Raw genomic sequence first — 23,994 nt, forward strand, 5'->3', positions numbered from 1 at the left:
CTTCCCGGAGTCCTAGAGGGGGATGTTGCCGTGCTTCTTCGGAGGCAGGCTTTCCCGTTTCGTCCGCAGCTGACGCAGGCCCCGGACGATGTGCGCCCGGGTCTCGGACGGCATGATGACCGCGTCGACATAGCCGCGCTCGGCCGCCACATACGGATTGAGCAGCGTGTCCTCGTACTCCTGGATCAGTTCGGCGCGCGTCTCCTCCTGCGCCGTCACATCACCGGCCGCCGCGATCGTGCGGCGGTGCAGGATGTTCACCGCGCCCTGCGCGCCCATCACCGCGATCTGCGCGGTCGGCCAGGCCACATTGAGGTCGGCGCCCAGATGCTTGGAGCCCATGACGTCGTACGCGCCGCCGAAGGCCTTGCGGGTGATCACCGTGATCAGCGGGACGGTGGCCTCGGCGTACGCGTAGATCAGCTTGGCGCCGCGCCGGATGATGCCGCCGTACTCCTGGTCGACCCCCGGCAGGAAGCCGGGGACGTCCACGAACGTCAGCACCGGGACGTTGAAGGCGTCGCACGTACGGACGAAACGCGCGGCCTTCTCCGAGGCGTTGATGTCCAGACAGCCCGCGTACTGCAACGGCTGGTTCGCGACGATCCCGACCGGGAAGCCCTCGACCCGGCCGAAGCCCGTGATGATGTTCGGCGCGAACAGCGCCTGGGTCTCCAGGAATTCGGCGTCGTCCAGTACGTGCTCGATGGCCGCGTGCATGTCGTACGGCTGGTTCGCGGAGTCCGGGATCAGCGTGTCCAGCTCGCGGTCCTCGTCCGTCGGCTCCAGCGACGCCTCCTCGGGGAAGGCGGGCGGCTCGGACAGATTGTTCGAGGGGAGGTACGAGAGCAGGGACTTGACGTACTCGATGGCGTCCTTCTCGTCGCCCGCCATGTGGTGCGCGACGCCGGAGGTCGTGTTGTGCGTACGGGCGCCGCCCAACTCCTCGAAGCCCACATCCTCGCCGGTCACCGTCTTGATCACATCGGGACCCGTGATGAACATGTGCGAGGTCTGGTCGACCATCACCGTGAAGTCGGTGATCGCGGGCGAGTAGACCGCGCCGCCCGCGCACGGGCCGACGATCAGACTGATCTGCGGTACGACGCCCGAGGCGTGCACATTGCGGCGGAAGATCTCGGCGAAGAGACCGAGGGCGGCCACCCCCTCCTGGATCCGGGCGCCGCCGCCGTCGTTGATGCCGATGACCGGACAGCCGGTCTTCAGCGCGAAGTCCATGACCTTCACGATCTTCTCGCCGTAGACCTCGCCGAGCGAGCCGCCGAAGATCGTGAAGTCCTGTGAGTAGACACAGACCGGACGGCCGTCGACCGTGCCGTACCCGGTGACGACCCCGTCCCCGTACGGGCGGTTCTTCTCGATGCCGAAATTGGTGGAGCGGTGCCGGGCGAACTCGTCCAGCTCGACGAAGGACCCCTCGTCCAGCAGCAGACCGACCCGCTCGCGGGCCGTCAGCTTGCCTTTGGCGTGCTGCTTCTCCACGGCGCGCGCGGAACCCGCGTGCGTGGCTTCGTCGATACGCCGCTGGAGATCCGCGATCTTGCCCGCGGTGGTGTGGGCGGCGGTTCCGTGGGGGATTCCTCGGGCGTTTTCCGGCTCGGACATCGGGATGCGGCTCCCTGCGGGGTCACGGATGCGGGTGTTCCGGTGCTACTGATCCGTAGGGTATCGGCGCGGATACCGTTCGGCAGTGCGGTGTTTGCCACACCTAGGGTGGCTTGCATGACGGATCCCCATGCACCAGAGAGCCGCTGGTCCGACCTCGAACGCCCCCCGCTGAACGAGCGCGCGCTGCGCCGCGGGCTGATCCGGCCCGGCGGGCTGTGGAGCTCGCTCGACGTGGTCACCGCCACCGGATCCACCAACTCCGATCTGGCCGCGCGGGCCGGGGCGGGGGCGGACGGCACACCGGGAGCGCCGGAGGGCACCGTACTGATCGCCGAGGAGCAGACGGCGGGCCGCGGCCGGCTGGACCGGCGGTGGTCCGCGCCCGCGCGCTCCGGGCTCTTCTTCTCCGTACTGCTCAGACCGGGCCCCGGCGTCCCCGTCCACCGCTACGGCTGGCTGCCGCTGCTGACCGGAGTGGCCGTCGCGACCGGGCTGGCGCGGGCCGCGGGGGTGGACACGGCACTCAAATGGCCCAATGACCTGCTGGTGACCGTGGACGGCGAGGAACGGAAGGCCGGCGGGATCCTCGCGGAGCGGGCCGGGGACGACGCCGTGGTGGTGGGCGTCGGCGTGAACGTCTCGCTGCACCCGGCGGAACTGCCCGTTCCGGCGGCCGGTTCGCTGGCCCTGGCGAACGCGGTGTCCCTCGACCGCGACACCCTGCTACGCGGGGTCCTGCGGTCCCTGGAGCGGTGGTACGGGGAATGGCGCGAAGCCGACGGCGACCCGGCGGTGTCCCGGCTCCAGGAGGCGTACGCGGCGGGGTGCGCGACGCTGGGCCGCACCGTACGGGCGGTCCTGCCGGGCGACCGCGAGCTGGTGGGCGAGGCGGTGGCCGTGGACGGCGACGGACGGCTGGTGGTCGCGACGGCGGACGGCGCCAGACATCCGGTCGGGGCGGGCGACATCGTCCATCTGCGGCCCGTCGCCTGAGCGGCGCGCGCTGCCCGTCGGGGGGCCTTTTCCGGCTTGGGCATATGCAGGATGCACATGACGCCGTCGCCGGTCCGGCCGCCGGCGACGGCCCGTGACCGGACCGTCGCCCCCCGATCCGGTTGCCCCCGCGATACGTGAGCCAGCGCACATCTGCCGTATCGTTGAGGCGGTCCACGACAGATCGGCAGGGCAGTGCGCAGGGAACGGGCAGGAGGCGGCTGGTGACCGTCGACGATTCGACTTCCGGCGAGGACGCGCAGCCGCCGTCGGAGTCTTCGGCACACCCCAACCCCCACCATGTCGTCGACCACACGGCGGAGCCGTCCGACGACCCGCTGGCCATCCGCCTCGAACAGCTGATCCTCGGCGCGGACCGCCGCTACACCGCCTTCCAGGCGGCCCGTACCGCCGGCGTCTCGATGGACCTCGCCTCCCGCTTCTGGCGCGCCATGGGCTTCGCCGACATCGGCCAGGCCAAGGCGCTCACGGAAGCGGACGTCCTGGCCCTGCGGCGGCTCGCCGGTCTGGTGGAGGCGGGGCTGCTCAGCGAGCCGATGGCGATCCAGGTCGCCCGCTCGACCGGGCAGACCACCGCCCGGCTGGCGGAGTGGCAGATCGATTCCTTCCTGGAGGGCCTGACCGAGCCGCCCGAGCCCGGCATGACCCGTACGGAAGTCACGTACCCCCTGGTGGAACTGCTCCTGCCGGAGCTGGAGGAGTTCCTCGTGTACGTGTGGCGGCGCCAGCTCGCCGCCGCCACCGGCCGGGTCGTCCAGGCCGCCGACGACGACGAGATGGTGGACCGGCGGCTCGCCGTCGGGTTCGCCGACCTGGTCGGGTTCACCCGGCTGACCCGGCGGCTGGAGGAGGAGGAGCTGGGCGAACTGGTCGAGGCGTTCGAGACGACCGCCGCCGACCTCGTCGCCGCGCACGGCGGCCGGCTGATCAAGACCCTCGGCGACGAGGTCCTGTTCGCGGCGGACGACGCGGGAACGGCCGCGGAGATAGCGCTGCGACTGATAGAGACCATGACCCACGACGAGTCGATGCCGGCGCTGCGCGTCGGGATCGCGTTCGGGACGGTCACGACGCGCATGGGCGACGTGTTCGGTACGACGGTGAACCTCGCGAGCCGGCTGACGTCGATAGCGCCGAAGGACACGGTGCTGGTCGACGGCGCGTTCGCGGAGGAGCTGATCCGCACCGGCGACGCCCCGGCCTCCGAGGCGCAGGCCGCGGAGGTCGCGGCGAAGGCCAAGAAGGAGGGCGTGGCGCTGCCCTCCTACCGCTTCGGGCTCCAGCCGATGTGGCAGCGGCCGGTGCGGGGACTGGGTGTGGTGGAGCCCTGGCTGATGGGGCGGCGGAACAGGTAGGTCCCGCGTCCGCCCGCTGTGCTCAGCGCGGCTTCTCCGCCACCGCGAGGACATGATCGAGAAGGTCGAGTTCCCTCTTGATCTGCTCGACGTCGGCCCAGTCCCGCTCGATCACCGCCGCGGACTTTTCATTGAGGTCGTTCCGGGCGGCGGCGTCCCGCTTCAACCGGGACCAGTGCCGGAACCACGCCACCCAGGTGAATTCCCGGATGGATTCCACCGTGCTGTTGAGATAACCGGCGGCGGCGAGCCGCCGTGCGTATTCCTCGCGGTCGTGCCAGTTCTCCGCCGGAACGCTGAACCGGTAGAAGTTGAACTTCGGGCTGCGGAACTCCTTCAACTGCGTGGACCTGTCCAGCGGTACGGTGTCGATGACCGCGAGGATTCCGCCCGGCCGCAGTACGCGGAACGCCTCCCTGAAGAACGCGTCCCGCGTATGGAAATGAAAGGGCGCGTCCAGGGCGACCACCCGGTCGAAGGTGCCGTCCGCGAACCGCAGGGCGGTGGCGGAGCCCACATGGAAGGCGAGCTTTCCGGTGAGGGATTCGGCGGACGCCCGTCGCCGCGCGCCCTCGATCTGGCCGGGGACGATGTCGACGGCGTGGATGTGCTCCGGGTTCCTCTCCCGGACCCAGAGGAAGTCCTGGTCGCCGTAGCCGCAGCCGACGTCGAGGATCTGCTGGCCGGCCGCGAACCCGGCGGCGTCGGCCAGTTTCATGGCGAGGGCGTCACCGGCCTCGTCGACGGTGGTCCCGTCGGTCGGCCAGTAGCCGATATTGATGTAGCGGGTATCGCGGTCCGCGAATTGCACGGCGGGGTCGGAGAGTTGATAAAGTCGGCTGACCCGCAGATCCGGATCGCGGGTGGCTGCTGCGCGCACAGCCCGGAAGACAGTCTTCAGGTTATTGCCCATGGCTGAGCGATCCTCCGGCTCGGTTGCACGGTCCCTCTCACGGGATTCTCTGGTCTCCGGCCTCTGCCGTCTGACATCTCAAGAATCCCAGTGCTGCCGGGAGATGGCGCGTTCTGCCCGCCAGTACTTCACCTTTGTGCAAGAGCCACGGCCGAACGTGCAGAAGGCCGCGGGGCCGGTTTGCCGGGCCGTCAGATAATTCCCTCGCGCACTCCATAGACCACCGCATGAGTGCGGTTCCGCAGTCCGAGCCGCTTCACCACATCATGAATGACCCCTTTGATGGTGCGTTCCGAATAGCTGAGCCGGCCGGCGATCTCGCCCGTGCCCAGCCCGTCCGCGAGCAGCCGGAGCACCTCGATCTCGCGGGCTTCGAGGCCGGTGCGCGCGGTGATGTCGTCGAGACCCGACTGCCGGGCATGGGTGTGCCGTACGAGATGGCGCACGAGCGATCCGGGCATCCGGGAGCCGCCCCGTCCGCTCTCGACCAGGGTCTCCACGATGTGCGGGAAACCGGCACCGCCCCGGATCAGCACGCTGACCAGTCCGTACTCGATGGCCTGCGTCAACTGCCGCTCCCCGATCGCCTCCGCCACGAGCACCACGGGCAGGACGTCGCCGTCCGGACGCGCGGTCGCCCGGCGCAGCAGCGGGAGGGTGCGGTCGCCGACCCGTCCGGCCAGGAAGAGCAGCACATCGGCCCGTTCGCGCTCCTCGAAGGGGAGCCAGTGGAGATCCGGGCAGGTCCGGAGGTAGGCGTTCGCGCCGTCCTCCGTCACGCGGTCGGTGGCCCGTACGGCGACGGTGACGGTGGCGCAGGAGCCCTCGCGACACGGGGCGGTGCCCTTCGCGGCTCCGTCGGCTCTCCCGTCCGACGGCGGCGTCGTACCACCGTCGCGCCGGGGGCGGGGGCAGGACCGTACGGCCGTACCGGCTTCCGAGGTCATCTCGCTCACGTCGCCACACTCTCCCGTGCGTCCGCTCGGAGTTCGGGTGTCGCGTCAATGTATCTGGTGGCGCGTGCCCCCAGATAGGGCGCCGGGCGGACCCTAGTGATGTACCGGCGAATTCAGTGCTGGGGCGGCGGGCCCAGGGTCGAACGCAGGGCGTGGTCGACGAGTTGGTCCCGGGAGATGTCGAGCGAGCCCGTCAGCCAGTCGAGCAGTACGCCGTTCACGCCCGCCACCAGCGCCATGGAGAGCTGCCGGGGGTCCATCTTCATCTCGGGTGGCAGGGGCGGCAGTTCCGCCTCGATCAGGGCCGCGTACGCCTGCATGCCGAGCTGTCTGTGCCGCTCCGCCAGCGGCCCCGCGCCCACCACTTCGACCAGTTTGACCCGCGCCGCCCGGGGGTCGTCGGCGAGCCAGCGCGCGACGGCGTCCACCATCAGGCGCAGCCGCTCCTCCGGCGACTCGCCCCGGGCCATCTCGGCGACGGCGAAGGCGTAGCCCCGGTCGTGCACATCGTCATGGACGGCCGCCAGCAGCCCTTCCAGGCCGGTGAAGCTCTCCGCGAAGTAGCGCTCCTGGAGCCCGGCCTCCCGCAGGACGGCCCGTACGGACGTGGCCGCGTACCCCTGCGTACCGAACAGTTCGAGACCGGCGGCGATCAGGCGTATCCGCCTCGAATCACGGCGCTGCTCGGCGGTTTGGCCGTCGTAGTTCCTCATCGCGCGCCGAGTCTAACGCCGGCGGGGGCTGCCATTGATGGCGGTGGACCGCACCGGAAGCGTGACGCTTCCGCGAACGCTTCTCCCCGGACAGCATCAGGCAGCGGACCCACCCTCATGGCTTCAGGGAAGCGGTTGTTCGGTCCAGATGCACTTCCCGGTGGAGGTGTAGCGGGTGCCCCAACGCTGGGAGAAGGCGGCGACCAACTGCAGCCCGCGCCCGCCTTCGTCGGTGTCCGCGGCCTGGCGGATACGCGGCGTGGTCGCACTGGCGTCCGTGACCTCGCAGATCAGCGCATCACTGCGCAGCAGACGCAGCCCGATGGGGGTCTTGCCATGCCGGACGGCGTTCCCGACCAGCTCGCTGACCAGCAGCTCCGTGGTCGTCGCGAGTGGGCTCAGGCCCCAGTGGAGCAGCTGCTTCTGGACGTGATCGCGTGCCTCGCCCGCGGCGATCGGCCCGTCGGGGAGCGACCAGGCGACCACGTCGCCGGGAGCCGCTGCGCGGGTACGCGCGACGAGGAGCGCGGCGTCGTCGGTGAGCGGCTCTTTTGCCAGCAGAGAGGCCAGTACGTCGTCGCACACTCGCTCCAGTGATTCGCTCTCGCCTTCCACCCCGCCCCGCCGGGCGGTCGCACCATGGCCGCGTCCAGGGTTCGAGGCCGCGGTGCGCAACGCGCTCGCCAGGTGTGTCATGCCGCGGTCGAGGTCCTGGGCAGCGGATTCGACCAACCCGTCCGTGTACAGGACCAGTAGGCCGCCCTCAGGGACGGGGACATCGATGGCCTCGAACGGCAAACGCGCGGAGCCGAGCGGCGGGTCGGGTACCAGGTCGATGAAGTGCGCGGTGCCTCCCGGGTGCACCAACACCGGCGGGGGATGCCCGGCGCAAGCAATGGTGCATATGGAGAGAACCGGGTCGTACACGGCGTACAGGCATGTGGCGTAGAAGTCGTCTCCCAGGCCGCTGACCAGGTCATTGAGACGGGTGAGCAGCTCGGCGGGCGGGTACTCCAGATCGGCGAGCGTGCGCACGGCGGTGCGTAGCTGCCCCATGGTGGCGGCCTCGGGCAATCCATGCCCCATCACATCGCCGATGACCAGCGCCACCCGGGTCCCGGACAGGGGAATGACGTCATACCAGTCGCCACCGACGTTGATGCCTCCAGCGGCCGGCAGGTAGCGCGCGACGGCGCTGACGGCGCGGGTTGACGGCAGTGCCTGTGGCAGCAGTCCCTGTTGGAGTTCCTGTGCCCGGGTATGTTCGGTGTCGTAAAGGCGGGCGCGCTCGATGGACTGCGCGATAAGCCCGCTGAGCGCGTTGAGGAGAGCCAGCTCCTCGCCCAGCAGGTGACGTGACTCGCCGAAGGAGATGACGCAGCACCCAATGGCGCGGCCCGAGACAATCAGCGGCAGGAAAGCCCAGGCGTGCTTGTCCGCTGCGCCCGGAAGTCCGGCCATCTTGGGGTAGCGCGCGATGTATTCCTCGACCGAGTCGATGACGACCGGTGTCATGCTGCGAAACACCTCATCGACCGGTGAGATGTTTTTGACGGGGGTACCGTCGAGGCGCTTGAGGAAGGCCTGCGGGTATCCAACGGCCCCTGCGACTCGTATCGTCTCCCCCTCGATGAACTGGACGACGAGGCCGGTGGCGTCGAACGGTGGCAGGATCCGTTCGGCGGCGGCGTTCACGACGTCGCGCACCGTCAGAGCCTCCGCGAGTGCGCTGGTCAGCTCGGTGATCCGGGCGCTGCGCTCGGTGGCGGCGTGTTCGGCGGCGGCGCGATCCGCCTCCCGCGCCCGTTTCTCGGTTACGTCGGTGGCATAGACCGTCAGGCCGTCCGGCACCGGGACAAGCCGCATGTGGTACAAGCGCTGGTTGGCGGGCCATTGCACATCGAACCCGACAGGAGTGCCTCTTTCGGCGGCATGCCGGTAGCGCGACTCCAGACCGAGTGCCACGGCATCGACACCTATGTCCGTCAACGACTCCCACAGAGTCCGGCCGAGCACCGCGTTCGAGGTTCCGAACAGCCGTTCCGCCTCCACATTCACGAAGGTGATGTGCCACTCACTGTCGACCGCGAAGAACGCGTCGCTCATATGCCGCAGAGCGCGGCCGACCCAGTCCCGGGTGATGCGGCTTTCGGTGATATCCCACACCGTGCCCACCATGCGTTCGGGTTCTCCGTCCCTGCCGGGCAAAACCCGGGCCCGCGCGCTGATCCAGACCACTGTCCCGTCCGGTCGGCAGACCCGGTACTCCAGGCTCAATACCCTGCGGTTGCGGATCGCCTGCTCGACCTCGACCAGAACCCACGGCAGATCATCGCGGTGGACCAAACCGGTCCAGGTCTCGAAACGTGGCCCGGGAGACGCCGGGTCCATTCCGAGGATCGAGCGGGTTCGCTCGTCCCAGACCTGCTCCCCGGTGGCCAGGTCCCACTCCCAGGAACCCACCCTGACGGCCTCCATCGCCTGCCGTAGTGGCGTGGCGGGCGGACGCTCCCCCAGCTCACCCGAATCGACCTGCCCCAACGTCGCCGAGTGCTCCCGCAGGCGTACGGCGACCCAGGCGGCGAGAGCTTCCACCGCGGCCGTCTGCCGCCGCGTGGGTTCATCGCCGGCGACGGTCAACACGGACAGCGCGCCCGCCACTCCGCCCGGCGTGAGAAGCGGAACCGCCAGCAAACCGTTCCCACACTGAAGCGCTCGGGCCCTTGCCCGCGGTGCCGCGTCTTCGCCTGACTCCCAGACCCGCGCTCCGCCGGCCACCGCACGGGCCGGGGCCGTGGGCCCGCTCTCCTCGATTTCCTCCCAATCGCGGAGGGCTGTTCGTGCCAGCCCATTCACGGCCATGAGGAGCAGTCCCCGACCGCCGGGACCGCGAAGATGCACCATGCCGCCCAGCCCACCGGTCGCCGTCACCGCATGGTCGAGCGCGTAGCCCACGAGATCCATCCCTCGTAGCTCGTCACCCGCGCCGGCGATCATGCGCAACCACGCGTCACCGGTCTCGTCCGCCGGGGTCCGCTCGGCCATGTGCACCTCCTGGCCGCGAGGGCCGGGCAAGTCAAAGTCGGACGGCAGCCTTATGAGCCCTGATGAATGAATACGAAAGTTCCGGTTTCCGTTTTCAGTTGCCCGAGGATTCTCTCGGCTGGGAACTATCGCCACAGGAGCGCATTCCGCCCATGCTCCGCCGCACATTCTAATTTCGTTATTTTACGCTACTGCGGGTATTCACGGGATTCGTACGCCCAATAGTAGATGTCCGTGCCGTACAGGGCGGGCCGGCTGCGCGGGATGGTGATCCACGGGCCGGCGTCAGGGGCGCGCCCCTTAGGATCGGCCCCGGTGAAGGTGAACCGTCGTTAACCGGGAGGGTGCGGTCATGGCTGAGACTGAGCAGAGGTTCGGGGAGTTCGTCGTCGTACGGCGGCACGGTCGGGGCGGCCATGTCGCGGAACTGGTCCTGGACCGGCCCCAGGCCATGAACGCCGTCTCCACCGAACTGGCCCGGTCCCTCGGGGCCGCGTGCGCCGCGCTCGGCGCCGACCGGGACGTACGGGTCACGGTGCTGACCTCCACCCACGCGCGGGCCTTCTGCGTCGGCGCGGACCTCAAGGAGCGCAACTCGTTCAGCGACGCCGAACTCGTGCGCCAGCGGCCGACCGCGCGGGCCGCGTACACCGGCGTGCTGGAACTGCCCATGCCGACGATCGCGGCGGTGCACGGCTACGCGCTGGGCGGCGGCTTCGAGCTGGCGCTCGCCTGCGATCTGATCGTCGCCGACTCCACGGCGGTCGTGGGCCTGCCCGAGGTGTCGGTCGGGGTGATCCCCGGCGGCGGTGGTACGCAGCTGCTGCCGCGCCGGGTAGGCGCCGCGCGCGCCGCCGAACTGGTCTTCACGGCACGGCGGGTGGCCGCGGCCGAGGCGGCGGCGCTGGGTCTGGTCGACCAGCTGGTGGACGAGGGCGCCGACCGGGACGAGGCGCTGGCCCTGGCCGGCCGTATCGCCGCCCACTCACCCGTCGGCCTGCGCGCCGCCAAGCGCGCGCTGCGGCTCGGGCACGGGCTCGATCTGCGGGCGGGCCTTGAGGTCGAGGACGCCGCGTGGCGGTCCGTCGCGTTCTCCGGGGACCGGGCGGAAGGCGTCGCCGCGTTCAACGAGAAGCGGAAGCCGCAGTGGCCGGGTGAGTGAGCCCGTACGGCGCCCCGGGGCGCCGTACCTTCCCTGCGGGTGAACGCGTCATGATCACCGAACGGTCCAGATGATCAAATCCCGTCAAACCATCTTAAGCTGGGGCGATGGGAGTGGATGGGCGACTGCGCGCCATAGTGGAACTGTCTCAGGCGATGGCGGCGGCCCCAACGGCGATCGAGTCCTGGCGGGCCGCCGCGCAGGGCGCGCTGGAGGCGCTCGGGGGGAGCTTCGGAGCCCTGTCGGTCTGGGAACGGGATCTCGGCCGGCTCAAGGTGCTGGTGAACGCGGGGGCGCGGGTGGACGGGGAGGAGGAGTTCCCCGGGGACGAGACGTACCCCGTGCATGAGTTCCCCGAGATCGCGGAGTTCCTGCACGAGCGGTGGGCGGGGGGCGGCGGGCCGCAGGCATGGGTCGAAACGGCGGCGGGGCCCGCGGCGGCGGGTACGGGGGTTTCGGGCAGCCCCGGCTACAACCACCAGCGCGTGGCCGCGCTGCGCAGGCGCGGCCGTGGCTGCTGTGTCGTCGCGCCGATCGTGCTGCACGGGCGGGCATGGGGCGAGCTGTATGTGGCCAGACCCCCGGAAGCGCCGCTGTTCGACGCGGCCGACGCGGATTTCGCGACCGTCATCGCGTCGGTGGTGGCGGCGGGGATCGCCCAGACGGAGCGGCTCGAAGAGGTCCGCAGACTCGCCTTCACCGACCCGCTGACCGGGCTCGCGAACCGGCGGGCGGTCGACGCGCGGCTCGACGAGGCGATCGAACGCAACCGGGGGGAGGGGGCCGTCGTCAGCCTGGTCGTCTGCGATCTCAACGGCCTCAAGAAGGTCAACGACACCCAGGGCCACGAGGTCGGTGACCGTCTGCTGGAACGGTTCGCCACGCTGCTGTCCGTATGCGGCGCGCGGCTTCAGGGCGCGCTGGTGGCGCGGCTGGGCGGCGACGAGTTCTGTCTGCTGACGGTGGGGCCGACGTCGGACGAGGTGCTCGCGGTGGCGACGGAGCTGTGCGAGCGGGCGGCCGGGCTGGATCTGGGCGAGGGCGTGGCGTGCGGGATCGCGTCGACGGGGGATCCGATCGGGGAGGTGCGGTCGGCACGCCGGCTGTTCCGGCTGGCGGACGCGGCGCAGTACCGGGCGAAGGCGGCGCGGGCGGGGGGGCCGGTGGTGGCGGGGCGGGACGGGGCGGTGCTGCGACTGGCGGACGCGCCTGTGCCGACGAGGGGGGCGAGGGACCGCCGCCGCTTCCGCGATGCGCCTCCCGGCGGGGGGGCGTAGTCGGGGGGCGTCTTTGGCCCGGGGCCGGTTTCCGGGTGCGGTGCGCTGTCCGGGTGCGTTTCGGCTGGGGCCGGTGGGGGTGTGCGGGTTGTTGCCGGGGTGCGCTCCGGGGCTCGCGCCCGGGACGGCATGATTTACGGCGCGCAGCAGCCCAAGGTCTAGACACTGGCGGTCGCGCGCCACAAATCACGCTTTAGTGTCCCGGACACGACCCCTGCGCGCCCCCCTTCACCGCCCGTCACCGACAGGCCCGGTGGCGGCAAGCCGTTGGAACCTGTCGGTAATGCCTCTGGGGGGCGAACGCACGCGTGTCTAGCGTGGTGAGCCGCCGTCACACCTCAAGAAGAGGCACGCATGCACTACGTCATACCGATCGGCATCGGCGTTCTCTACGCGCTGCTGATGTCCCTCATCCGTGAACCGCACCGGCGGCGCTTCAACGCCGTCATGGTCGCCGGAGCGGGCGCCGCGTACCTCAGCGGCGGCGGCCTGGGTGGCTGGGAGTTCGCGTTCACCGCGCTCGTCACGTACGTCGCCTACCGCGGCCTGGACTCGTGGACCTTCATCGGTATCGGCTGGCTGCTGCACACCGCGTGGGACATCGTTCACCACATCAAGGGCAGTCCCTTGATCCCGTTCGTCCACGACTCGTCGCTGGGCTGCGCCATCTGCGATCCGGTCATCGCGCTCTGGTGCCTGCGAGGGGGTCCGACGCTGCGTGATCTCTTCCGCGGCAAGCGGCCCGGCCGTGTGCGAGGCGAGCGGGCCCGCCGGGGGGAGGGGGTCGGGGTCGGAGGAGGTGCGTGTCCGGACGTAAAGCGTCGCAGCTCGCGCGAAGCGCGGTGACCACGCGACGGAGTCGCATATCGATCGCAGCGCAGTCCGGACACGCACCTCCGGAGGCCCCGGCCCCCGGCACCACAACGGCGCACCCGCACCACGACCCCCGCCGGACGGTGCACCCGCACCACGGCCCCCGCCGGACGGTGCACCCGCACCACGGCCCCCGCCGGACGGTGCACCCGCACCCCGGCCCCCGCCGGGAGGCGCACCGCACCACGGCCCCCCGCCGGGAGGCGCACCGCCGGGAGGCGCTTCGTGTAGTGACACCCTGCGATTCAGTCCGTACGCTCCTGAATATGGATATGCACACTGTCGTGGTGGGGACGTCCGGGACCACCGCCGAGGACGTGGTCGCCGTGGCCCGCGGTCACGCTCGGGTCGAGCTCTCCGGCGAGGCCCTCGACGCGCTGGCCGCCGCTCGGGAAGTCGTGGACGCGCTGGCCGCCAAGCCCGAGCCCGTGTACGGGGTCTCCACCGGGTTCGGGGCGCTGGCCACCCGCTGGATCGGCCAGGATCTCCGGGCTCAGCTCCAGCGCAATATCGTGCGGTCGCACGCCGCCGGAATGGGCCCCCGCGTCGAGCGGGAGGTCGTACGGGCGCTGATGTTCCTGCGGCTCAAGACCGTGGCCTCCGGGCGCACCGGCGTGCGCCCGCGCGTGGCGCTGGCCATGGCCGACGTGCTGAACGCGGGGATCACGCCCGTGGTGCACGAGTTCGGCTCGCTCGGCTGCTCCGGGGATCTCGCGCCGCTCTCCCACTGCGCGCTGACCCTGATGGGCGAGGGCGACGCGGAGGGCCCCGACGGCGTCGTACGGCCCGCGGGGGAGCTGCTCGCCGCGCATGGGATCGAGCCGGTGGAGCTGCGGGAGAAGGAAGGGCTCGCCCTGCTCAACGGGACCGACGGCATGCTCGGCATGCTGGTCATGGCCATCGCCGATCTGCGGCGGCTCTACACCTCCGCCGACATCACCGCCGCGCTGAGCCTGGAGGCCCTGCTCGGTACCGCCAAGGTTCTCGCCCCCGAGCTGCACGCCATCCGCCCGCACCCGGGCCAGGGCGCCAGCGCCGCCAATATGCTGCGGGTGCTCGCCGGGTCCGGGCTGACCGGGCACTTCCAGCAGGACGAGGCCCCGCGGGTCCAGGACGCCTACTCCGTGCGCTGCGCCCCGCAGGTCGCGGGCGCGGGCCGGGACACGCTGGCGTACGCGGGCGTCGTGGCCGACCGGGAGCTGGCGTCGGCGGTCGACAACCCCGTGGTGCTGCCGGACGGCCGGGTGGAGTCCAACGGCAACTTCCACGGCGCCCCGGTGGCGTACGTACTGGACTTCCTGGCGATCGCCGCCGCCGACCTCGGTTCCATCGCCGAGCGCCGTACGGACCGGCTGCTGGACAAGAACCGCTCGCACGGTCTGCCGCCCTTCCTCGCCGATGACGCGGGCGTCGACTCGGGGCTGATGATCGCCCAGTACACCCAGGCCGCCCTGGTCAGCGAGATGAAGCGGCTCGCGGTGCCGGCGTCGGTCGATTCGATCCCCTCGTCCGCGATGCAGGAGGACCATGTCTCCATGGGCTGGTCGGCCGCGCGCAAGCTCCGTACCGCCGTCGACAACCTGACCCGTGTGATCGCCGTGGAGCTGTACGCCGCGACGCGCGCGATCGAGCTGCGTACGGGCCTCACGCCCGCGCCCGCCTCGCAGGCGGCCATCGACGGGCTGCGCGCCGCGGGCGTCCAGGGGCCGGGACCCGACCGCTTCCTCGCGCCCGATCTCGCCGGGGCCGACGCGTTCGTGCGCGGGGGCGGGCTGGTCGACGCGGTGGAGCCGGTGACCGGGCCGCTGGCCTGAGCCGCGGAGGGGCCGCCCGGACGCCGGGCGGCCCCTCCGCGCGTACGCGTCTCAGAACGACGCGCGGGCACCTCTGCGTACGGAGTACGCGACGAACCCCGCGCCGATCCCGAGACAGAGGCTCCCGCCGACCAGATACGGCGTGGTGTCCACGCCGCCCGTGTCGGCGAGGGCCAGTTGCCCGGATTCCCCGGTGGTGAGGCTCTGAGCGGATACCGCTGACTGCTCCCGCGGACCGCTCTGCTCCTCGGTGGCCTTCGCTGAGGGCACGAACCACAGAGCGCAGAGCAGGGTGCCGGCGGCGGTAGCTGTCAGGAGCGGTCGGCGCGCGACGGACACGTGATCGATCCCCCTTGTGACAACGCCGAATTGGCTGGGTGCGGTGATGTTAATGACAGCAGCGGGTCGCGGGAAAGTCGTGGCGCCGGGCGCTTACCCTCCGTCGTATGAGCGATTCTGAAACATCACGGTATGTTCGGGTACAGGTGGAATTGGTGCTGGAGGTCGATGACCCCGAGCGACTGAGCGCCGCCGCCCTCGACCGCATCGCCGCGGACGAGGCCATGCCGGACGACGAGCGGGCGCATGCCCGGTCCGCGGTCCGGGAAGACGAGGCGGAGGCCCTCGCGTATCTGGTGGAACCCTTCGACCTCGTCAAGGAGGTCCCCGGGGTCGAGCTGGCCCAGGCATCCTGGACCAGCGAGATGATCGACTACGACCCCGACGCGGTGGAGTGGGGCCTCGACGAGGACGACGAGGACGACGAGGACGACGGCGAAGAGGCAGGGGTCGACAGGGGGGTCGGGGCTGGTCGGGTGTAACGCGCGCGTGTCACTCTGGTGAGCCCCGGTCCGCCGCAGCCGACGGCCGGGGCTCACCGCATTTCCCCGGAGCGAGTGGTGTTCACCACATCTTCGGCTGATGTGGAACCGGACGAACCGGTACAGGTGTTCTTAGGTGTTACCGGCAGGGAAAGCGGCGATGATGGAGAAGCGTGTGATGAGGGACAGCAAGCGGCGCAAGGGCCTCATGGCCGCGTCCGCGGTGCTCGGCGGCGTTCTGGTGCTCGCGGCGTGCAGCCAGGGGGCGGACAAGGCCCCTTCGGAGAGCTCGGCCTCGGCCCAGGCCAAGGCGGACGAGGTGGCCGCCAAGGAGACCTCACAGGCCCAGATAACCATCGCGCCCAAGAACGGCGCGACGAATGTGGGTATCAACAACGACGCCAAGGTCACCGTCACCAAGGGCACCCTCACCAGCGTGGAGATGACCACCGCGGACGGCACCGCCGTCAAGGGCACCCTGGCCGCCGATGCCAAGAGCTGGAAGCCGGACGCCCAGCTGGAGCGCTCCACCGCGTACAAGATCACCGCGACGGCGAAGGACGCCAACGGCCGCGAGGCCCATGAGAACTCCTCCTTCACCACCGTCTCGCCGAGCAACAGCTTCATCGGGAACTTCACGCCCGAGGACGGCTCCACGGTCGGCGTCGGTATGCCGGTCTCGATCAACTTCGACAAGGCGATCACCGACAAGAAGGCCGTCCAGGACGGCATCACCGTCACGTCGAGCAGCGGCCAGCAGGTCGTCGGCCACTGGTTCAACCAGCAGCGCCTCGACTTCCGCCCCGAGCAGTACTGGACGGGCGGCTCCACGATCACCCTCAAGCTGAACCTGGACGGGGTCGAGGGCGCCAACGGTGTCTTCGGCGTCCAGCAGAAGACGGTCACCTTCCAGATCGGCCGCAGCCAGGTCAGCACCGTCGACGTCAAGAGCAAGATGATGACCGTCGTACGCGACGGCAAGACGCTCAAGACCATCCCGATCTCGGCCGGCTCGCCCGAGAACACGACCTACAACGGCCAGATGGTGATCTCCGAGAAGTTCAAGGAGACCCGGATGAACGGTGCCACGGTCGGCTTCACGGACGACGACGGCAAGGGCGAGTACGACATCAAGGACGTCCCGCACGCCATGCGGCTCTCCACGTCCGGGACCTTCATCCACGGCAGCTACTGGGGCGGCGACGCGTTCGGCAACGTCAACACGAGCCACGGCTGTGTGGGCCTGAAGGACGTGAAGGGCGCCAACGACCCCAGCATGCCGGGCGCGTGGTTCTTCGACAACTCGCTCATCGGTGACGTGGTCGTCGTCAAGAACTCCGCCGACAAGACCATCGCGCCGGACAACGGCCTCAACGGCTGGAACATGAGCTGGTCCGAGTGGCAGGCCGGTTCGGCCGCCTGATCCACCCGGGTCGTCAGGCCCTGACCCGACTCGCCCGGCCGGTCCGAGTCACTACGCGAACGGCGGCGGCACCTCCCCCAGGTGTCGCCGCCGTTCGCGTTCTCATCCCGCTCTCACCCGGCCCTTAACTCCTCATCACACCGGGCACTTAGCTTCGCGCCCATGTTCTTCACCTACCTCAGGCGCGAGTTGCGCCGTCGCAGAAAGGCGGCGCTCGTCGTCGCCTCGGGGCTCGCCCTGGGCATCGCGCTGGTGATCGTCGTCAGCTCCGTCTCCTCGGGCATGAGCCAGGCCCAGGACAAGGTCCTTCAGTCGCTGTACGGGCTCGGCACCGACATGACCGTCACCAAGGCCGCGGCCCCGCCCGGCGAGGGCGACACCAACCGCCGGCGCTTCGAGTTCGACGCCAAGGGCGACACCGACGCCGAACAGAGCAGTGACCGCGTGATGGTGCAGGGCTTCCAGACCCTGGCCTCCTCGACCGTCACCGACGTCGGCGGCCAGGACGGGGTCGCACAGGCCGTCGGCGGGCTCAGCCTGACCGTGCTCAAGGTCAACGGGGAGTTCAAGCCCGGCGAGTTCACCCCGCCGCAGGGCGGTGGCAGGACCGGCCAGGGCGGTACGGGCGGCGGCGAAGTCCGGGGCGGCGGCGCCGCGTTCGACGTCAACTCCTACTCCGTGTTCGGCACCGATGTCGCCGCGCCCGCGCTCGGCCCGCTGACCTCGTCCAAGGTCACCACGGGGCGTACGTTCCAGAGCACCGAGACGGACGCGGCGGTCGCGGTCGTCGACAGCGCGTACGCCAAGGAGAAGAGCCTCGCCGTCGGCAAGACCGTCACCATCTCCGGCACGAAGTTCTCGATCATCGGCGTCGCGACCGCCGACAGCGGGGACTCCGCGGCCAACCTCTACATCCCGCTGAAGAAGGCCCAGACCCTGGCCGACTCCAAGGACAAGGTCACCACGGTCTACGTCAAGGCCGCCGACTCGCAGCAGATCGAAAGCGTCAAGTCCGCCATCCAGAAGAACATCCCGGACACGACGGTCACCACCTCCGCCGATCTCGCCAGCACCGTCTCCGGCTCCCTGTCCACCGCCTCCGACCTCGCCACCACGGTCGGCACGTGGCTCTCCGTCGCCGTGCTGATCGCGGCCTTCCTGGTGGCGGGGCTGCTCACCTCCTCGGCCGTCAGCCGCCGGGTACGGGAGTTCGGCACGCTCAAGGCGCTCGGCTGGAAGAGCGGCCGGGTCACCCGCCAGGTGGTCGGCGAGGCGCTCGTCAATGGACTGCTCGGCGGGGTGCTCGGCATCGCCCTCGGCCTCGGCGGCGCCTATCTCGTCACCGCCATCAGCCCCACCCTCACGGCGCAGTTCGGCGCCACGGGCGGGGGCGGCGGCTTCGCCGCCGTCGGCGGCGGTCCCATGGGCGGCGGCCCCGCGCGGCAGACCGCGTCCAAGGCCCTCGACATCGCCCTGACCGCACCCGTCTCCGTCTCCACCATCGGCCTCGCCGTGGGACTGGCCGTCGCGGGCGGACTGATCGCCGGCGGCTTCGGCGGCTGGCGCGCCTCCCGGCTGCGGCCCGCGGACGCCCTGCGCCGCGTCGAGTAGTCCCGAACCCCCGCCAACAGGATTCCGTACAGCAGGAGTTGAACGTGTACCAGCTCAGAGGCGTCACCAAGCGCTACTCGCGCGGCAAGAAGACCGTCGACGCGCTCGCCGGCGTCGATCTGACCATCGAGGACGGCGGCCGGCTCGTCATCCAGGGCCCGACCGGCGGCGGAAAGTCCACGCTTCTCCAGATGCTCGGCGGCCTCGACCGGCCGACGCGGGGCAGCGTCGAATTCGACGGGGTGGACCTGGCCCAGCTGCCCGAGTCCCGGCTCACCAAGGTACGGGCGGAGAGCATCGGCTTCGTCTTCCAGAGCTTCAACCTCATCCCCACGCTGACCGCGCAGGAGAACGTCGAAACCGCTCTGGTGCCGCTCGGCCTCAAGGGTGCGGCCCGGCGCGAACGCGCAGCGGAGGCGCTCGGTTCCGTCGGCCTCGGCGAACGGCTCGGCCATGTGCCCGGCGAACTCTCCGGCGGCCAGCAGCAGCGCGTCGCGATCGCCCGCGCCCTTGTCAAGCGGCCGAAGGTGCTGCTCGCCGATGAACCCACGGGAAATCTCGACGAGTCCATGCGTGACGAGATCATGGAGCTGCTGGAGGGCCTCTGGAAAGAGCACGGTCTGACCTTCATCATGGTCACTCACGACAGCTCGATCGCCCGCCGCGCTCCACGGCTCGCCACGATCCGCAAGGGACGGGTCACGATCACCGAGAACGCCGCGGCCTGAGTCCGCGAGCGGCGCGTTCGCCGGGCCGTACCGGCGCCGACATCCGGGCGTCGACGTACGGCCCGGTTCCGCCCGGACGTCTCCGGTAACCCGGGGGCGTCGCCATCCTCGTACGCGTAGGTTCGACCCATGCTGATCACTCTGGGAAGCCCGCCCTCGGACGCCGAGACAACCGCCTGGCACGCGGTGATCAGCGCGGCCCATGTCCGCGATCTGCCGGCCTCCGCGCCGGAGCCGAGCAGGACGGAGACGGCGGGAAAACTGCGGGTCCCGCCGGTGAGCGGGCGAAACGTTCATCTCGCGGCGGTGGGGCAGGACGGCACGTACGAGGGCGTCGCCTCGCTGCTGCTGTTCACCGACGAGACCAACCGGCACACGGCCTTCCTGGACGCCCTGGTGGTACGCCCCGACGCCCGCCGGCGCGGCATCGGCGCGACGCTCTGGACGGCGATCCGCGCCGAACTCGCCGCCCAGGGGCGCTCCTCGGTCTCGACCGTCCTCGAACTCGGCGGCGCGGGCGAGGCGTTCGTCGACAGCCTGGGCTTCACGAACGTGCTGCGGCTCGGCTGGTACGTGCAGCGCGTCGACCGGGCGCTGGAGGAGATCCCGCCACCGGTCCTGCCCGAGGGGCTGCGCTTCGCGGGCTGGTCGGGCGTCGTGCCCGACGGGACGGCCGAGGCGTTCGCCCGCGCGCATGACGCCAGACGTGACGTGTCGGGGCCGAGCAGACAGCTGGACGAACCCACCCCGAGCTGGGACGTGGAGCGCGTACGGACCGCGGCCCGGCTGATCGAACAGCGCGGCGGGGTCGTCCTCACCTCGGCCGTCCTCGACACCGGGCGGGACGACGCCGTCGTGGCCTACACCGAACTCGTCCTGACCGCGCCGTCGGACACCCGCGCGCTCCAGTACGACACAGTGGTCGTGCCGACGCACCGGGGGCGGGGTCTGGGGCTCGCGGTCAAACGGCATTTGCTGGGGCGGCTGAGTGAACTGCATCCGGGTGTACGGGAGATCCGTACCACCGTGTCCGACGACAACGAGTCGATGCTGGCGATGAATGAGGCGCTGGGGTACAGGCGGGAGAGGCCGGCGGGGGTTTTCCAGGCGAAGCTCTGACGTTGCGCGGGTGCGTTTGGCTGGGGCCGGGCGGTTTTCGTCTGCGGGTGCGTTTGGCTGGGGCCGGTTTTCGTCTGCGGGTGCGCGGGGGTGCCGGGGGCCGGGGCCTCCGGAGGTACATGTCCGGACGGCATGATTTACGGCGCGTACTGGGCCACAGTCAGGATGCGGGCGGACGCGCGCCACAAATCACGCTTTAGTGTCCGGACACGCACCTCCTACGACCCCGACCCCCTCCTGCCACGTCCCACGCGGCCGTGCGCGGCCCCAGACGCTCAGCCGGTCGGATACGTCAGCCCACCACGACACCCGCCCGCAGTTCCAGGCGCCCGCCCATGAACCGGTCCCGGAACCCGCGGTCGTGGGAGACCACCACCACCGCCCCCTCGTACACCCTCAGCGCCTCCTCCAGCTCCTCCACCAGGCTCAGCGCCACATGGTTCGTCGGTTCGTCGAGGATCAGCAGATCGGCGGGGCGCGTCACCAGCCGGGCCAGGTCCAGCCTGCGCCGCTGGCCGACCGAGAGCGACGCGACCGGTACGCCGAGGTCGTCCGGCCGGAACAGTCCGAGGTTCAGCAGCTCGTCCGCGTATTCGTCGGGCGGCCCGGGACGGCCCGACGCGAACGCGTGGAGCAGGGGGAGCCGGGACGGGACGGCGGGCAGGTCCTGGGGAAGGTAGCCGATCCGGCCGGAGTGGCGCACCGTGCCGCTGTCCGGGGGCAGTTCACCGGCCAGGACCCGGAGCAGCGTGGTCTTGCCCGCGCCGTTGGGGCCGGTCACCAGCAGCCGTTCGCCCGCCTTCACCCGGAGCCCGGGCACCGCCAGCCGGTCGCCGACCAGCACGTCGTCCAGCTCGGCGATCACCCCGTCCCCGCCGCCGGACAAGGGCGTCGCCGTGAATCGCAGCGGCTGGGGCGGCGCGGGCACGGGGTTCTCCCTGAGCCGCCACAGCCGCTGCCGCGCCGCCCTGACCTGCCCGGACAGCTTCGCCTCGTGCGAGCGGCGGTGCTTGCCGAAGCCCTGGCGCGGGTCCTTGCCGGTGGCCGCGAGCCGTTGGCCGGCCGCCGTGACCAGCTCCTCCGTACGGGCCAGTTCGGCCAGATACTCCAGATGGTCCTGCTCCCAGCGGCGCCGGGCCGCCGCCTTCGCCGTCCGGTAGCCGTGCCAGCCGTCGCCGTACCGGGTCACCGCGCGGGTGTCCCGGTCGACCTCCAGGATCGTCGTGGCGATCCGTTCCAGGAACGCCCGGTCGTGGGTGACGGCCAGTACCGTCCCGCGATGCGCCCTGAGCTGGTCCTCCAGCCAGGTGCTCGCGCGGAGGTCGAGATGGTTGGTGGGCTCGTCGAGCAGCAGCAGTTCGGGCGCGGGCGCCAGGACGCAGGCCAGTGCCAGCCGGGACTGCTCGCCGCCGGAGAGGGAGCCGAGGGTACGGTCCCGGGCCACCCGGGCGAGCCCGAGGCCATGGAGCGCGGCGTCGACGCGGGCATCGGCGCGGTAGCCGTCGCGTTCTTCGTACGCCGCCAACAGCTCCCCGTAGGCGGCCAGTTCGTCCGGACCGGCCTCGCCGAGTGCCGCTTCGGCCGCCGCGATCCGGCGCTCCAGCGCGCGCAGTTCGGCCAGGGCCGCGTCCACGGCGTCCTGGACGGTGTGGCCGGGATCGAGGGCGAGGGTCTGGGCGAGATGGCCGACGCCGCCGGGGAAACGGACGGTGATCTCACCGTCGTCGGGCCGTTCGGCCCCGGCCAGCAGCCGCAGCAGCGTCGACTTGCCGGAGCCGTTCTCCCCGATGACTCCGGCCTTCTCGCCGGGCCGTACGGTCAGTGACACCTGGTCGAGAACCGACCGGTCGCCGTACGCCTTGGACACGTCTTTCATCGCCAATTGGGCGCGTTCGCGCATGCTTCTTCCTGGATTGTCACGCCCTTGTGCAGGGCTGAGCAGTGTCGGACCTGGGGAGCGGGTCCGGAATCACAGGAAGAAGTAGTGCTTGAACATGCCGTCCACTGTAGCCGCGCCTTTCGGCGCGGCCCAGGGGATTTCGTGTCTCAGGCGTTGCCGACCAGCTGGAGCGGTCCGCTGAGGGTGTTCGGGGTGCAGCCGGTGCCCGACAGGGTCAGCCGCTGCTCGGTGTTGACGATGGAGAGGGGGCCGGTCAGCGAGGTGCCGCAGAGCTGCACGGTGTGGGCGCCGACCGCCTGGACGGGCCCGGTGATGTCCGCGCCCTTCACCACCAGGCTCGCGCCCGCGGCGACCACGACGGGGCCGGTCTGCCGCGTGCCGTTCAGGCAGAGGACGCCCGAGGAGACGACCAGCGGGCCGGTGTGCTCGCCGGTCAGCGTCTTGGTGCAGGCGGGGCTGGCCGGGATCCGGCCGCGGAAGTCCAGCGCGTACGCGAGCTTGCCGGGCTTCGGGTCGGAGATCGGGGCGCTCAGCTTGCCGAACTCGCCGCCGGTGGGCTTCTTCCCGGCGTTCCACTCCGGCATCCGGCCCAGCTCGTCGGCGGTGCGGCCGTCGGCGATGACGGTGTCACCGGCCGTGCCCGACATGGCCTCGGAGGCGGCGCGGATCGCGGTCAGGTAGGAGGCGGGGGAGTCGAGGTCGTACGAGTCGAGGTTCACGCGCTCGCGCAGCCAGGTGCCCCACAGGAACTCCAGGTACTCCGCCGCGTCGGCGGGGGCCTGGTAGCCGATGTCGCGCGTGAAGTAGACGAGGCTGCGGTAGCGGTCGTCCTGGAAGCGGGCCAGACCGAGGCGCTGGGGGAGCTGGTCCGTGGTGATGGGGCTGTTGTTCGCGTCGCGCAGCCAGACCCACTTCTTCTCCTGCATGGCCTGCCAGAAGGCGGCGGGCGACAGAGCGCTCAGATTGCCGGTGACGCGCAGCCGGATGTGCATCTTCGGGCCGCCGTCGGGCGTCTCCAGGAAGGACGTCAGGGTGTGGTGTCCGTCGGTGAGATACAGCTCGCCGCCGGGGCCGATGACGACCGTCTTCATCGCGGCGCGCGTCTCGTCCGTCTCCTGGCCGACCGGGACGGTGCAGGTGAAGCTGGAGGGGTCGGTGAGCCTGGCGTCCGGCGACACCGTGGCCGCCTGCTCCTGGCCGTTGGTCTCGCACCAGTCGTCGAACCGCTTGTTGAAGTCGCCGTTCTGCTCGTCCTTGGCGCTGCCGTAGCGGCCGAGCTTGTAGTAGATCTGGTCGAAGCCCACGGAGGGCTGGGTGGGGCGCAGTTGGTCGAGCGTGACATCGAGGAGGTCACCGGCCTCGGCCTGGAGCGCGGCGCCCTTGGCTCCGGTCGTACCCGTCGGGGCCGCGCCGGCGGGGGAGCCGCCCGCGACGACACCGCCCAACGCGAGTGCTCCCGCGGCCAGTCCGGCGGCCAGACCGCGCGCCGCGCCGCCGGGGCGCCTGGCGGCCCGTGCGGGGCGAGGGCTGTCAGGCCGGTGCTGCGTACGGGCTGAGCCGGTCATACGGTCTCCAGTTGGTGTGGTCGCGGGACCGCGCCCCCGGCGGGAGGCGCGGTGGGTCGCGCATATCCACTCACCT

At 70.8% G+C, this 23,994-nt stretch carries 19 protein-coding genes; 11 read left to right on the forward strand and 8 right to left on the reverse strand.

The window, feature by feature from the left end; all coding sequences use genetic code 11:
• Positions 1–12: 12 nt before the first annotated feature.
• A complete protein-coding gene (locus tag ACFRKB_RS08885) occupies positions 13–1,626 on the reverse strand; it encodes an acyl-CoA carboxylase subunit beta (RefSeq protein WP_383104439.1) in 1,614 nt (537 codons plus the stop codon).
• Between the two features lie 117 nt (positions 1,627–1,743).
• Here ACFRKB_RS08885 and ACFRKB_RS08890 point away from each other — a divergent pair, with 117 nt between their 5' ends.
• Together ACFRKB_RS08890 and ACFRKB_RS08895 are read left to right on the forward strand one after the other, a co-directional pair.
• Complete coding sequence (locus ACFRKB_RS08890) at positions 1,744–2,622, forward strand: biotin--[acetyl-CoA-carboxylase] ligase (protein ID WP_383104441.1); 879 nt, start codon at positions 1,744–1,746, stop codon at positions 2,620–2,622.
• Between the two features lie 224 nt (positions 2,623–2,846).
• A complete protein-coding gene (locus tag ACFRKB_RS08895; protein ID WP_365977833.1) occupies positions 2,847–3,998 on the forward strand; it encodes an adenylate/guanylate cyclase domain-containing protein in 1,152 nt (383 codons plus the stop codon).
• Positions 3,999–4,020: 22 nt separating this feature from the next.
• Here ACFRKB_RS08895 and ACFRKB_RS08900 read toward each other — a convergent pair whose 3' ends face one another.
• The 4 genes from ACFRKB_RS08900 to ACFRKB_RS08915 all read right to left on the reverse strand — a co-directional run bounded on the left by ACFRKB_RS08900 (position 4,021) and on the right by ACFRKB_RS08915 (position 9,625).
• Positions 4,021–4,911 carry an SAM-dependent methyltransferase gene (locus ACFRKB_RS08900; protein WP_383104442.1) on the reverse strand — a complete coding sequence of 297 codons (891 nt, stop codon included), beginning with the start codon at positions 4,909–4,911 and terminating at the stop codon, positions 4,021–4,023.
• Between the two features lie 191 nt (positions 4,912–5,102).
• On the reverse strand, positions 5,103–5,858 hold the full coding sequence (locus ACFRKB_RS08905; protein ID WP_383104521.1) for a helix-turn-helix transcriptional regulator: 756 nt from the start codon (positions 5,856–5,858) through the stop codon (positions 5,103–5,105).
• Between the two features lie 122 nt (positions 5,859–5,980).
• Positions 5,981–6,580: a TetR/AcrR family transcriptional regulator gene (locus ACFRKB_RS08910; protein ID WP_383104444.1), complete on the reverse strand. Its 600-nt coding sequence runs from the start codon at positions 6,578–6,580 to the stop codon at positions 5,981–5,983.
• 123 nt (positions 6,581–6,703) lie between these two features.
• Positions 6,704–9,625 carry an ATP-binding SpoIIE family protein phosphatase gene (locus tag ACFRKB_RS08915; protein ID WP_383104446.1) on the reverse strand — a complete coding sequence of 974 codons (2,922 nt, stop codon included), beginning with the start codon at positions 9,623–9,625 and terminating at the stop codon, positions 6,704–6,706.
• Positions 9,626–9,977: 352 nt separating this feature from the next.
• On the opposite strand from ACFRKB_RS08915, the gene ACFRKB_RS08920 reads away from it, so the two are divergent.
• From ACFRKB_RS08920 to hutH, 4 genes are all read left to right on the forward strand, one after another.
• A complete protein-coding gene (locus ACFRKB_RS08920) occupies positions 9,978–10,787 on the forward strand; it encodes an enoyl-CoA hydratase/isomerase family protein (protein WP_383104447.1) in 810 nt (269 codons plus the stop codon).
• 107 nt (positions 10,788–10,894) lie between these two features.
• The gene (locus ACFRKB_RS08925; protein WP_383104449.1) at positions 10,895–12,064 is read left to right on the forward strand and encodes a GGDEF domain-containing protein; all 1,170 of its coding nucleotides are present in this window, start codon (positions 10,895–10,897) and stop codon (positions 12,062–12,064) included.
• 354 nt (positions 12,065–12,418) lie between these two features.
• The gene (locus tag ACFRKB_RS08930) at positions 12,419–12,910 is read left to right on the forward strand and encodes a DUF6010 family protein (RefSeq protein WP_383104451.1); all 492 of its coding nucleotides are present in this window, start codon (positions 12,419–12,421) and stop codon (positions 12,908–12,910) included.
• Positions 12,911–13,203: 293 nt separating this feature from the next.
• Entirely contained in the window at positions 13,204–14,751 is a 1,548-nt protein-coding gene (hutH, locus tag ACFRKB_RS08935) for a histidine ammonia-lyase (RefSeq protein ID WP_383104453.1), read from the forward strand.
• Between the two features lie 51 nt (positions 14,752–14,802).
• Here the strand turns inward: hutH and ACFRKB_RS08940 are convergent, their stop codons facing one another.
• Positions 14,803–15,090 (reverse strand): hypothetical protein, encoded by a 288-nt coding sequence (locus ACFRKB_RS08940; protein WP_383104454.1) that lies wholly within the window; start codon positions 15,088–15,090, stop codon positions 14,803–14,805.
• 107 nt (positions 15,091–15,197) lie between these two features.
• Between ACFRKB_RS08940 and ACFRKB_RS08945 the strand changes: the two genes are divergently transcribed.
• The 5 genes from ACFRKB_RS08945 (at position 15,198) to ACFRKB_RS08965 (ending at position 20,453) form a co-directional block, all read left to right on the forward strand.
• A complete protein-coding gene (locus ACFRKB_RS08945; protein WP_383104456.1) occupies positions 15,198–15,572 on the forward strand; it encodes a hypothetical protein in 375 nt (124 codons plus the stop codon).
• 163 nt (positions 15,573–15,735) lie between these two features.
• Entirely contained in the window at positions 15,736–16,995 is a 1,260-nt protein-coding gene (locus ACFRKB_RS08950) for a L,D-transpeptidase (protein WP_383104523.1), read from the forward strand.
• Between the two features lie 162 nt (positions 16,996–17,157).
• Positions 17,158–18,606: an ABC transporter permease gene (locus ACFRKB_RS08955; RefSeq protein ID WP_383104458.1), complete on the forward strand. Its 1,449-nt coding sequence runs from the start codon at positions 17,158–17,160 to the stop codon at positions 18,604–18,606.
• 44 nt (positions 18,607–18,650) lie between these two features.
• A complete protein-coding gene (locus ACFRKB_RS08960) occupies positions 18,651–19,334 on the forward strand; it encodes an ABC transporter ATP-binding protein (RefSeq protein ID WP_383104460.1) in 684 nt (227 codons plus the stop codon).
• Positions 19,335–19,463: 129 nt separating this feature from the next.
• Positions 19,464–20,453, forward strand: a complete 990-nt coding sequence (locus tag ACFRKB_RS08965) for a GNAT family N-acetyltransferase (RefSeq protein ID WP_383104462.1) — start codon at positions 19,464–19,466, stop codon at positions 20,451–20,453.
• Between the two features lie 292 nt (positions 20,454–20,745).
• On the opposite strand, the gene abc-f is transcribed toward ACFRKB_RS08965, so the two are convergent.
• Both abc-f and ACFRKB_RS08975 read right to left on the reverse strand, forming a co-directional pair.
• The gene (gene abc-f, locus ACFRKB_RS08970; RefSeq protein ID WP_383104463.1) at positions 20,746–22,353 is read right to left on the reverse strand and encodes a ribosomal protection-like ABC-F family protein; all 1,608 of its coding nucleotides are present in this window, start codon (positions 22,351–22,353) and stop codon (positions 20,746–20,748) included.
• A 146-nt stretch (positions 22,354–22,499) separates the two neighbouring features.
• Positions 22,500–23,918: a ParB/Srx family N-terminal domain-containing protein gene (locus ACFRKB_RS08975; protein ID WP_383104465.1), complete on the reverse strand. Its 1,419-nt coding sequence runs from the start codon at positions 23,916–23,918 to the stop codon at positions 22,500–22,502.
• Positions 23,919–23,994 lie beyond the last annotated feature (76 nt).

The organism is Streptomyces scopuliridis, from assembly GCF_042790125.1.
GTDB lineage: Bacteria > Actinomycetota > Actinomycetes > Streptomycetales > Streptomycetaceae > Streptomyces > Streptomyces scopuliridis_A.